General features: G+C 66.4%; 9 protein-coding genes. 7 read left to right on the top strand and 2 right to left on the bottom strand.

Annotated elements, in window-relative coordinates; all coding sequences use genetic code 11:
- Positions 1-143 precede the first annotated feature (143 nt).
- From ACYVG2_RS01415 to ACYVG2_RS01395, 5 genes are all read left to right on the top strand, one after another.
- Positions 144-1,061 (top strand): carbohydrate ABC transporter permease, encoded by a 918-nt coding sequence (locus tag ACYVG2_RS01415; RefSeq protein WP_448965129.1) that lies wholly within the window; start codon positions 144-146, stop codon positions 1,059-1,061.
- A 46-nt stretch (positions 1,062-1,107) separates the two neighbouring features.
- Positions 1,108-1,953 (top strand): carbohydrate ABC transporter permease, encoded by an 846-nt coding sequence (locus tag ACYVG2_RS01410; protein ID WP_460779916.1) that lies wholly within the window; start codon positions 1,108-1,110, stop codon positions 1,951-1,953.
- Between the two features lie 64 nt (positions 1,954-2,017).
- Positions 2,018-3,376 (top strand): ABC transporter substrate-binding protein, encoded by a 1,359-nt coding sequence (locus ACYVG2_RS01405; protein ID WP_460779350.1) that lies wholly within the window; start codon positions 2,018-2,020, stop codon positions 3,374-3,376.
- A gap of 62 nt (positions 3,377-3,438) precedes the next feature.
- Positions 3,439-5,199 (top strand): glycoside hydrolase family 35 protein, encoded by a 1,761-nt coding sequence (locus ACYVG2_RS01400; RefSeq protein WP_460779349.1) that lies wholly within the window; start codon positions 3,439-3,441, stop codon positions 5,197-5,199.
- Positions 5,200-5,292: 93 nt separating this feature from the next.
- Complete coding sequence (locus ACYVG2_RS01395; protein WP_460779348.1) at positions 5,293-6,675, top strand: MFS transporter; 1,383 nt, start codon at positions 5,293-5,295, stop codon at positions 6,673-6,675.
- Positions 6,676-6,777: 102 nt separating this feature from the next.
- On the opposite strand, the gene ACYVG2_RS01390 is transcribed toward ACYVG2_RS01395, so the two are convergent.
- Entirely contained in the window at positions 6,778-7,803 is a 1,026-nt protein-coding gene (locus ACYVG2_RS01390) for a S66 family peptidase (protein ID WP_460779347.1), read from the bottom strand.
- A gap of 86 nt (positions 7,804-7,889) precedes the next feature.
- On the opposite strand from ACYVG2_RS01390, the gene ACYVG2_RS01385 reads away from it, so the two are divergent.
- The gene (locus ACYVG2_RS01385) at positions 7,890-8,096 is read left to right on the top strand and encodes an AsnC family protein (protein WP_460779346.1); all 207 of its coding nucleotides are present in this window, start codon (positions 7,890-7,892) and stop codon (positions 8,094-8,096) included.
- Between the two features lie 27 nt (positions 8,097-8,123).
- Positions 8,124-10,016, top strand: coding sequence for an ABC transporter ATP-binding protein (locus ACYVG2_RS01380; RefSeq protein WP_460779345.1), 1,893 nt, complete (start codon positions 8,124-8,126; stop codon positions 10,014-10,016).
- A 91-nt stretch (positions 10,017-10,107) separates the two neighbouring features.
- On the opposite strand, the gene ACYVG2_RS01375 is transcribed toward ACYVG2_RS01380, so the two are convergent.
- Positions 10,108-11,973 (bottom strand): phosphoenolpyruvate carboxykinase (GTP), encoded by a 1,866-nt coding sequence (locus ACYVG2_RS01375; RefSeq protein WP_460779344.1) that lies wholly within the window; start codon positions 11,971-11,973, stop codon positions 10,108-10,110.
- Positions 11,974-12,078 lie beyond the last annotated feature (105 nt).

Raw genomic sequence — 12,078 nt, 5'->3', positions numbered from 1 at the left:
CCGCCGTTGCGGTACTGCCGATGACTCAGAGGACACGATGACCAATCCATTCATGTGTTGACGTTGACACACTAGCAGTCGATCGCATATGTTGACGTTGACACATCGCGCTGCATGCGCACTACCAAGAGAAGGTCTCGTCGATGACGACTGATTTCACTGCGACGCTCGGACGCTCCGGCATCCGGCGTCGTGAGAAGCGCGATTGGAGAGGATGGGCCTTCGTCGGCCCGTTCATGGTCGTGTTCGCCCTCGTTTTCCTCACGCCGCTCGCCTACGCGATGTACTTGAGCTTCTTTCAGGAGAAGCTCATCGGCGGCACGGCGTTCGTCGGGCTCGACAACTACGTGCGCGCACTCACCGACCCGCAGTTCTGGGAGGCGTTCGGCCGGGTCCTGATCTTCCTCGTCATCCAGGTGCCGATCATGCTCGTGCTCGCTCTCGGAGCAGCGCTCGCCCTCGACAGCGCACGCCTGCGCGGCGCGTCGTTCTTCCGCATCCTGATCTTCCTGCCGTACGCGGTTCCGGCCGTCGTCGCCGTACTGATGTGGGGCTACATCTACGGCGACCAGTTCGGACTCACTGCGAATTTCAACGACTTCCTCGGCTTCCAGGCGCTGACGCCGTTCGCGAAGGAATGGATGCTGGTCTCCATCGGCAACATCGTCACGTGGGAGTTCGTCGGCTACAACATGCTGATCTTCTACTCCTCGCTCAAGACCATCCCCACCGACATGTACGAGGCCGCCTCCCTCGACGGCGCAGGCGCGTGGCGCACGATCTTCTCGATCAAGATCCCGTCGGTGCGCGGCGCTCTCGTGATCGCCAGCATCTTCTCGATCATCGGCAGCTTCCAGCTCTTCAACGAGCCCAACATCCTGCGCCCTCTCGCGCCGAATGTGATCACCACTTACTTCACGCCCAACATGTACGCGTACAACCTGTCGTTCGCGGGCCAGCAGTTCAACTACGCCGCAACGATCGCGATCATCATGGGCATCATCACCGCCGTGATCGCCTACGTCGTGCAGCTGCGCGGCTCGAAGACGGAGGTGCGCTGAGATGGCGCTCGCATTCCACCGCCAGGCGACCACGCGCCACGACCCGATGAACCCGCGCAAGTCGAACACGCTCCTGATCGTGATGATCGTCTATGCGCTGTACACACTGGTTCCGCTGGTGTGGCTATTGTTCAGCTCGACCAAGACCCAGGCCGGACTGTTCTCCTCTTTCGGCCTGTGGTTCTCCGACGACTTCGCCTTCTTCGACAACCTCGTGGCCACGTTCTCGTACCGCGACGGGATCTTCCTGCGCTGGCTCGGCAACACGCTGCTCTACGTCGTGGTCGGTGCGGGCGGCGCGACGCTGCTCGCGACGATGGCCGGATACGGTCTCGCGAAGTACCGTTTCCCCGGCCGTCGCGCGGTGTTCGCCGTCGTCCTCGGAGCCGTGGCCGTGCCCGGCACTGCACTCGCGGTGCCCACCTTCCTGCTGTTCAGCGAGCTCGGCCTGACGAACACACCGTGGGCGGTGATCATCCCCTCGCTCATCAGCCCCTTCGGTCTGTATCTCATCTGGGTGTTCGCCACGGAATCGGTGCCCACCGAGTTGCTCGAAGCCGCCCGTATCGACGGCGCAGGTGAGTTCCGCACCTTCTTCACCATCTCGATGCGCCTGCTCGCGCCCGGCATCGTCACGGTCGCCCTGTTCACGGTGGTCGCGACGTGGAACAACTACTTCCTGCCGCTGATCATGCTCTCCGACCCGGACTGGTACCCGCTGACCGTCGGACTCAACCAGTGGAGCAACCAGGCCATCGGAGCGGGCTCTCAGCCGATCTACAACCTCGTGATCATGGGCTCGCTGCTCACGATCATCCCGATCGTCATCGCCTTCCTTCTCCTGCAGCGCTTCTGGCAGTCCGGTCTCACCGCCGGAAGCGTCAAGCAGTGACGTCGCTCCCCCGCATCCGCACCTTCCCGAACACCTCGAGCACCACCCCGAAAGGAACACAGCAATGAAGCACATTCCCTCAACCGCGACTCGTCGCGCACTCACGGCACTCGCCGCAGGAACCGTGGCCGCCATCGCGCTGGCCGGCTGCAGCGCCGGCGCCGACGCCGGCGGCTCGGACAGCGCAGGCGACGGATCGTTCGATTCGATCGAGGCGGCACTCGAGACCGGCGGCGAGATCACCTATTGGTCGTGGACCCCGTCTGCCGAGGCGCAGGTCGCCGCATTCGAGAAGGCCTATCCGAACGTGAAGGTCAACCTCGTCAACGCGGGCACGAACAACGAGGAGTACACCAAGCTGCAGAACGCCATCAAAGCAGGCTCCGGCGCGCCGGACGTCGTGCAGGTGGAGTACTACGCCTTCCCGCAGTTCGCCCTCACCGATGCGTTCGTCGACCTCTCCCAGTACGGCTTCGGCGACTTCGAAGACGACTACACGGCTTCCACCTGGAACTCCGTCACCGACGGCGACGCCATCTACGGACTCCCGCAGGACTCCGGCCCCATGGCGCTCTTCTACAACAAGACCGTCTTCGACGCCGCAGGCGTCGCGGTGCCGACCACGTGGGACGAGTACTACGAGGCGGCCAAGGCGATCCACGCCGCAGACCCGAACGCCTACATCACCAACGACATCGGTGACGCAGGCTTCGCCACGAGCATGATCTGGCAGGCCGGCGGGCAGCCGTTCACCACCTCAGGAACGGACGTCACGCTCGACCTTCAGGACGACGGCTCGAAGAAGTGGGCCGACAACTGGAACCGCCTCGTCGAGGAGGACCTGCTGGCCCCGTACGGGAGCTGGAGCGACGAATGGTTCCGCGGACTCGGCGACGGCAGCCTCGCCACGCTCGTGATCGGCGCCTGGATGCCGGGCAATCTGATCTCCGGCGCACCGGACGGTTCGGGCGACTGGCGTGTCGCCCCCATGCCCACGTACGACGGGACCGCCGCCACCGCCGAGAACGGCGGAGGCGGCCAGGCCGTCACGAAGCAGAGCGAGAACCCCGAGCTCGCGGCCGGATTCCTGTGGTGGCTGAACAACAGCGAGGAGAGCATCTCGACGTTCCTCGAATCGGGTGGCTTCCCGTCGACGACCGCCGAGCTGTCGAGCGAGGAGTTCCTCAGCGACGCCCCCGAGTACTTCGGCGGGCAGAAGATCAACGAAGTGCTCGCCGCCGCCGCGGACGACGTAGTCGAAGGCTGGAACTACCTGCCCTACCAGGTGTACGCGAACAGCATCTTCGGCGACACCGTCGGTCAGTCGTACCAGAACGGCACCGACCTCAATGAAGGTCTCACCGCCTGGCAGGACGCGCTGGTCGAGTACGGCGACAGCCAGGGCTTCAGCGTCAACAAGTGACCGCAGTCGGGCCGGGCGGGCTCTACATTCCCGCCCGGCCCCTTTCATCGAAAGCGCAGTACGTGAGCACCTTCTCCATCGGCGACACCGACTTCCTCCGTGACGGGCGGCCCCATCAGATCATCTCGGGAGCGATCCACTACTTCCGCGTGCACCCGGATCAGTGGCGCGACCGCATCCGCAAGGCCCGGCTGATGGGCTTGAACACGATCGAGACCTACGTCGCCTGGAACGCGCACGAACCACGACGCGGCGAGTGGGATGCCACCGGCTGGAACGATCTCGGGCTCTTCCTCGACCTGGTCAGTGCAGAGGGCATGGACGCGATCGTGCGTCCTGGGCCGTACATATGCGCGGAATGGCATAACGGAGGTCTTCCGACGTGGCTGGCTGCCGATGAGGACACGCTCCGCACCTCCGACCCCGACTACCTCGCCGACGTCACCGGCTATCTCCGACGGGTGTACGACATCGTCGTCCCGCGGCAGATCCAGCACGGCGGCCCTGTCGTCCTCGTCCAGATCGAGAACGAGTACGGCGCATACGGCTCCGATGCGGTCTACCTCGAGGAGCTCGTGCGCGTCACGAAGGATTCCGGCATCACCGTGCCGCTGACCACCGTCGATCAGCCCGTTGACCGCATGCTCACCGACGGCAGCCTCGCGGGCCTCCACCGCACCGGATCCTTCGGCTCGCGCGTTCCCGAGCGCCTCGCCACCCTCCGCCGGCATCAGGCGACCGGGCCGCTCATGTGCTCGGAGTTCTGGGACGGCTGGTTCGACTGGTGGGGCGGCATCCATCACACCACCGGGGTCGCCGCCACCGCCGACGACCTCGATGCGCTGCTGAGCGCCGGCGCGTCCGTGAACATCTACATGTTCCATGGCGGCACGAACTTCGGCCTCACCAACGGCGCGAACCACAAGGGGCGCTACCTGCCCCTCGTGACGTCGTACGACTACGACGCCCCGCTGGACGAGGCCGGCGATCCGACCGAGAAGTACTACGCGTTGCGTGACGTGATCGCGAAGCATGCACCGGTGCCGGACGAGCTGCCGGAGCCGGGCGTCCCCGCGCCATCGTTCACCGTGCCACTGCTGCACGCTGGCGCGTGGACGGATGGCCGCACCTCCGTCGCCCCTTCCTCAACGGCGGAGCGCCCGGCGACCTTCGACGAGCTCGGGCATCTGAGCGCGCTCGTGCGCTACGACGTCGAACTGCCCGAGCTCTCCGCATCTGCGACGCTGACCGTCGATGATGTGCGCGATCTCGCCTGGGTGAGCGTGGACGGCCGGAATGTCGGCACTCTCGCGCGCACCCGCCACGATCACACCGTCTCGATCCCACCGGGTCGGACCCTCAGCATCCTCGTCGAAGACCAGGGACGCGTGAACTACGGCAACCGTCTCGGGGAGGAGAAGGGCCTCATCGGCGTACCGCTTCTCGACGGCGAACCATTGCACGGCTGGCGCTCGACGCCGCTCGATGTCGCCGCGATCGCCGCCGCCATCGCCGCGGGCGACTTCGAGATGTCCGCAGAGCAGGATGCCCGTGCCACAGGATCGGCCTGGATCGGTGAGTTCGATCTGCCGTCGGAGACCGATCTGTTCCTCGACACGGCGAGCTGGGGCAAGGGCTACGCGTTCGTGAACGGTTTCTTCCTCGGCCGCTACTGGCGCAACGGACCTCAGCGCACGATGTACGTGCCTTCGCCGACCACGCGCAAGGGAGCGAATCGGGTCGTCGTGCTCGAACTCGAGCATCTGCGAGACTCCCACGCGCGGTTCGTTCCCGGCCTCGCACTCGGCGACCGCGAAGAATGACGCGCTGCCTCGAGATCGCACAGCAGACGTTCAGGGAGGCGTAAACTCCCCGGGTGCTCGCTTTCTCATGAGCACGACGAACGCTAGGAGATCATGAGCACCGCAGTGAAACCCGCCAACCCCCGCTCGCGGGTCATCCTCGCGAGCCTCGTCGGCACGACCATCGAGTTCTACGACTTCTACGCGTACGCGACAGCTGCGGTCCTCGTCTTCCCGATCCTCTTCTTCCCCAGCGACAACGCCACCGCGTCGCTGCTGGCATCGTTCGCCGTCTTCGGCGCGGCGATGGTCGCACGTCCGATCGGCGCGATGGTGTTCGGCCACTTCGGCGACAGGTACGGGCGCAAGGCGACGCTGGTCGCATCGTTGCTCACGATGGGCATCGCGACATTCATCATCGGTCTGCTCCCGACGTTCCAGCAGATCGGATGGGTGGCGCCTCTGCTGCTGCTCATCCTGCGTCTGGCTCAGGGATTCGCCCTCGGTGGCGAATGGTCAGGCGCCGCGCTCGTCGCGACCGAGAACGCACCCAAGGGCAAGCGCGCCTGGTACGGATCGTTCCCACAGCTGGGCGCTCCCCTCGGCTTCATCATCGCGAACTTCATCTTCCTCGGCATCAACTGGGCGCTCCCGCACGGCGAGAACCCTTCACTGCAGTCGGAGGCCTTCCTGGCCTGGGGCTGGCGCATCCCGTTCCTGTTCTCTGCCGTGATGGTCATCATCGGCCTCTGGGTCCGTCTCAAGCTGGTCGAGTCCGACACCTTCAAGAAGGCGGAGCAGAAGGGCATCATCCGCAAGATGCCGCTTGCCACCGTCTTCCGCCACCACTGGAAGCACCTCATCCTCGGCACGTTCATCATGCTGGCCACCTACGTGCTGTTCTATCTGATGACGAACTTCACGCTCGCCTACGGCACGGCCGCGACCGACGCCGCTGTACCGGGAGGGGGCTTCGGTTACACCGACTTCGTGCTCATGCAGATCGTCGGCGTGGTGTTCTTCGGTATCTTCACACTGCTCTCCGGCCCCGTCGCCGACGCGATCGGGCGTCGCAAGCTCCTGCTGTGGGTCACCGGAGCGATCATCGTCTTCGGTCTCACCTTCAACGTGTTCCTGATGCCGCAGATCGACCCGCAGTTCACCGGTGCGCTCACACAGGCGTTCCTCGTGTTCGGCTTCATGCTGATGGGAATCACATTCGGGCCGATGGGTGCGATGCTGCCCGAGCTGTTCCCGACGAATGTGCGCTATTCCGGTTCCGCCATCGCGTACAACGTCTCCTCGATCCTCGGTGCCGCGATCGCACCTCTCATCGCCCTGAAGCTGTGGGAGTTCGCGGGCGGCGAGCCCTGGCTCGTCGGACTGTACCTGTCGGCGATGGGTGTGCTCACCTTCATCGCTCTGATCCTCACGAAGGAGACGAAGGACAACGACTACGAAGACGACCTCGGACTCGCTGCCGCCGTCGAACTGTAGTCGCCGCCTGAGCCGCACCACCGAGGCCCCCTCCAGCCGCCGACGCCCCCTCGTGCAGACGTGTCTGCGAGGGGGCGTCGGCGCGCTGAGGGGGCCTCGGCCTCAGTAGCGGGCGAACAGCCTCTGCTGCGCGCCGTCGAGCACCATCGAGCCGCCATAGGGCACGATCCACTGCGGCCGGGTGTGCCCGAAGGGCACACCGACGCAGACCACGGCATCCGGGTTGTACCGCCCGACGGTCTCGAACACGACGTCGCGCTGCGCGTCGCGGAGCACCTGCGCCTCGCTCTCGGACGGGTGGAACTCGAAGTCGCTCACCGGCGGTCGTGCGACGATCACTCCGGCAGCAGCCGCGAGGATGCCGCGCTCGCCCATCCCCCGCAGCCAGCGCCCGACCCAGCCTGCCGGCGGACGCTCTTCGCTCGTCTCCAGGATCAGGATCGCGCCCTCGAGATCGGATGCCGCGGGCAGACGATCCGCGAATGCCAGGCCGTCGAGCACCTCGAGGCATCCACCCCAGGTGCGCCCTTCCACGCGCTTCGCCGGTCCCGACCATGTCCACGGCTCAGTCGGCCGACGATCGCCGTACTCGACGAGCGCACGGGGGTCCTCCCAGCGGCGGCCGACGTCCTCCGACTCCCCCGGCTCGCTGAGCTCGAGTTCTCCGCCGTCGAGCAGCGCCGCCCGCAGGGACAGCAGATGGACATCGTCGACGGCCGGGCCAGGGCCGAGATGCACCGCGGTCGAGCCGCCGTAGAAGCTCGGCACGCCGTGCCGCCAAAGCCAGTTGTGGATGTTCGTGTTGTCGCTGTATCCCAGGAAGGGCTTGGGGTCGGCCTGCGCGAGTGCAGCATCCAGGTGCGGGACGACGAATATCTGATCGTCACCGCCGATCGTCGCCAGGATCGCGCAGATGCCAGGATCCGCGAACGCCGCGTTCACATCGGCCGCGCGCGCCTCCGGGCTGGCACCGACCTCGCGGGTGGTCGGGTACTCGACGGGGATGAGTCCCGTCAGCTCCGTGAGCCTGCGCAGTGCCTGCTCGTGCAGTGCGGGCGCGACGGCCGGGGCGGCGAACGACGGAGACAGGACGGCGACGCGATCACCGGGGACGAGCTTCGAGGTCATCGCTCCATTGTGTCGGACCGCGAGGACGCGACCACGTGTGTCAATCTGGGTTGACGCTTCCCATTCGTCAATATATGTTGACATGTATGAGCATCCCGACCGCACAGGCACTCGACCCGCAGGGCGAACCGATCGCCGAACTGCACCGGCTCACCGAGGTCCGACGCGAGTTGTCGCGCTTCGAGGAGTCGCAGGTACGACGCGCACGCAACGCCGGATACTCGTGGCAGGCGATCGCGAGCGCCCTGGGCGTGACGAAGCAGGCCGCCCACAGGAAGTACGGTCGTAGGTAACCCCTTTTCTTCAGATCGAGGTCACACATGTCTCGTACGGCGACTGAACGCCGACGCGGACGCAACGCGCCGCAGGACGGCCCGCGCGCCACGTTCCGCCAGCTCCTCCCCTTCCTCTTCGAGCACAAGAAGACGCTGATCGTCGTCGCGATCCTCAGTGTGTTCGGTGCCGCGACCTCGCTCGTGCAGCCGCTGCTGGTCGGGCAGGTGATCGCAGCGGTGCAGGCGAACGAGACGCTGGGAATCCTCGTGTGGCTGCTGGTCGGCTTCGTGCTCGTCTCGTCGGTGATCTCCGGATATCAGCATTACCTGCTGCAGCGCACCGGTACCGCGGTCGTGCACTCCAGTCGTCGGCAGCTCATCGCACGCATCCTGCACCTGCCCATCCGCGAGTTCGACGCCCGCCGCACCGGCGACCTGGTGTCGCGCGTCGGCACCGACACGACCCTTCTCTATGCCGTGCTCACCCAGGGACTGGCGGATGCCGTCGGCAGCGCCATCCTCTTCATCGGCGCCCTGATCGCGATGCTGCTCATCGACCCGATCCTTCTGCTGCTGATCGTCGTGGTCGTCGGTATCTCCCTCGCCGTCGTCGTGATGCTGAGCGGCCGCATCCGCACGGCATCCAGTGCGCAGCAGGTCAAAGTGGGAGAGCTCGCCTCCGCGGTCGAGCGCGCCGTCGGCTCCATCCGCACCGTGCGCGCATCCGGTGCCACGGAGCGCGAGACGACATCCGTCTCAGCCCTGGCCGGCGAGGCCTACGGTCTCGGCGTGCGCATCGCGAAGGTCTCGGCCCTCGTGGTGCCGATCTCCGGCGTCGCCATGCAGCTGTCGCTGCTCGCCGTACTCGGCGTCGGCGGCTTCCGCGTCGCGGCCGGCGCGATCACGATCGCCTCGCTCATCACGTTCGTGATGTTCCTGTTCATGCTGATCATGCCGCTGGCCACGACGTTCGGCGCAATCACATCCGTGAACCAGGCGCTCGGTGCGCTGGGACGCATCCAGGAGGTGCTGGATCTTCCCACCGAGGACCAGGAGGATGCCGCCATCGCTGCGTCCGTCGAGTCGCGCACTGAGACGGTCGACGCACCCGCCCTCGCGTTCCACGACGTCCGGTTCCGCTATCCGGACGCCGTCGTGGCGGCGCGCGAGGCGGCCGCGACCGAAGCACGCACCGTGCTGGTCGACGCGCATCTCGAGAGCACAGCTCCGGTGACGGATGCCGAGCAATCATCCGATCGCGAAGTTCTCCGCGGCGTGACCTTCGAGGTTCCGCGGGGGTCGCGCGTCGCCCTCGTGGGCCCGAGCGGCGCCGGCAAGAGCACCGTGCTGTCGTTGATCGAGCGGTTCTACGACCCGACGGGTGGCTCGATCCGCCTCGACGGTCACGACATCCGCACCTACCCGCGGGCCGAGCTGCGCGCACGGTTCGGTTACGTCGAGCAGGACGCCCCGACGCTGGCCGGCACGCTCGCCGACAACCTTCGGCTCGCCTCGCCGGATGCGACGGATGCCGACTGCGAGCGCGTGCTGCGCGCCGTGAACCTCGGCGATGTGCTCGAGCGCGGCACCCTCGGACTCGAGACCCCGGTCGGCGAAGACGGAGTGATGCTCTCCGGCGGGGAGCGCCAGCGACTCGCGATCGCGAGAGCTCTGCTCACCGAGGCCCCGATCCTGCTGCTCGACGAATCGACCTCGTCGTTGGACGGCGTCAACGAGCAGCGCATGCGCGAGGCCATCGACGCCGTCTCCGCAGACCGCACGCTCATCGTCATCGCGCATCGCCTGTCCACCGTCGTGGACAGCGACCTGATCGTCGTACTGGAGAACGGCGAAGTGGTGGGGCAGGGCACGCACACCGAACTCATCGAGCAGGTGCCGCTGTACCGGGATCTCGCCCGCCACCAGCTGCTGGTCTAGCGCGCACGGTAAAACGCGATGGCAGGATGACGGGACCACTCAGCCACGGGTCTGTCCCGATCATCCCGCCATCGCGGGTCTGGTTTCGGCGCTAGCTCGCCTGCGCGAGCCGGTAGCGCAGCGAGGCGAGCTCGGTGCGGAGCGCTGCGGGCAAGGTGTCGCCGAAGGTGTCGAAGAACTCCTCGGTGGAGTCGGCTTCCTTCGTCCACGCGTCCGCATCCACGGCGAACAGCTCGTCGAGGTCCTGCTGCGGGATGTCGAGTCCGTCGAGGTTGAGATCCGACGTGAGCGGGAGTCGGCCGATGGGGCTGTCGACCGCGGACACCTCGCCGCTGATGCGGCGGATGATCCAGTCGACGACGCGCGAGTTGTCGCCGAATCCTGGCCACAGGAAACGGCCGTCCTCTCCGCGGCGGAACCAGTTCACCTGGAAGATGCGCGGTGCACGGTCGAAGCGCAGCTGCCGGCCGACCTTCAGCCAGTGCGCGAAGTAGTCGCCCATGTTGTAGCCGCAGAACGGGAGCATCGCGAACGGGTCGCGCCGCAGCTCGCCGACGGTGCCCTCCGCTGCCGCGGTGCGCTCGGAGGAGATCGTGGAGCCGAGGAACACGCCGTGCGTCCAATCGGTCGCCTCGACGACCAGCGGGACATTCGTCGCACGCCGTCCGCCGAACAGGATGATGTCGAGAGGCACCGCCTCTTCCCAGTCGTCCGAGATCTGCGGGCACTGCGATGCGGCGACAGTGAAACGCGAGTTCGGGTGGGCGGCGGGCCGACCCGAGTCAGGCGTCCAATCGTTGCCCTCCCAGTCGGTCAGGTGCGACGGAGGAGTGTCAGTCAGGCCTTCCCACCACACGTCGCCGTCCGGTCGGAGCGCGACATTGGTGAAGATCGTGTTGCCCCACAGCGTCTCGACCGCGGTGACGTTGGTCGATTCGCCCGTGCCTGGTGCGACGCCGAAGAATCCCGCCTCGGGATTGATGGCCCACATGCGGCCGTCCTCACCGGGACGGATCCACGCGATGTCGTCGCCGAGCGTCTCGACCTTCCAGCCGGGGATGGTCGGGCGCAGCATGGCGAGGTTGGTCTTGCCGCACGCTGACGGGAACGCCGCCGCGACATGGTAGGCCTTGCCTTTCGGGTCGATCACGCGGATCAGCAGCATGTGCTCCGCGAGCCAGCCCTCGTCGCGGGCGATGACGGACGCGATGCGCAGCGCGAAGCACTTCTTGGCGAGGATGGCGTTTCCGCCGTAGCCCGAGCCGTAGGAGTACACCTCGAGGGTGTCGGGGAAGTGCACGATGTACTTCTCATCGTTGCACGGCCACTCGACGTCCTGCGCGCCCGGTGCCAGCGGAGCGCCGACCGAGTGGACGGTCTTGACCCACGGCGCACCTTCGGCGATCTGCCGAGTGACGGCGTCGCCCACGCGCGTCATGATGCCGATGGACGCCACGGCGTACGCACTGTCGGTGATCTGCACGCCGATGTGCGACAGAGGGCCCCCGACGGCTCCCATCGAGAACGGCACGACGTACATCGTGCGCCCGCGCATCGAGCCCTCGAAGATCTCGTTCATCGTCTGCCGCATCTCGGCGGGATCGGCCCAGTTGTTCGTGGGGCCGGCATCCTTCTCGTGCTCCGACGCGATGAACGTGCGCGCCTCTGTGCGGGCGACGTCACTGGGGTGCGAGCGCGCCAGGTACGACCCAGGACGCCACTCGGGGTTGAGCTTGATGAGCTTGCCCTCCGACACGAGTCCGCGCAGCAGCGCGTCGTTCTCGGCCTGCGAACCGCCGACCCAGTGCACCGATGCCGGCTTCGTGAGGGCGCGGATCTCCTCCACCCAGGCGACGACCTCAGCCATCGCGGGGGTGTCGTAGGCGGGGACAGCGCCAAGGTCGCGCGCCGCGGAGACGGCGGGAACGCGGGGTGTGAAGGTCTCGGCCATAACCATGTCTACTCCCTCGAAGAGTCGGTGTGTATGTCCATTCTGCGCAACATCACCCGCAGATTTCGCGGATTCGCGCCGTAAGAATCACTGTTCTTTCGATATACTCAA

It is taken from the genome of Microbacterium shaanxiense, from assembly GCF_054779995.1.
The sequence above is the reverse complement of the archived record's forward strand: the minus strand, read 5'-3'. Positions and strand labels throughout refer to the sequence as shown.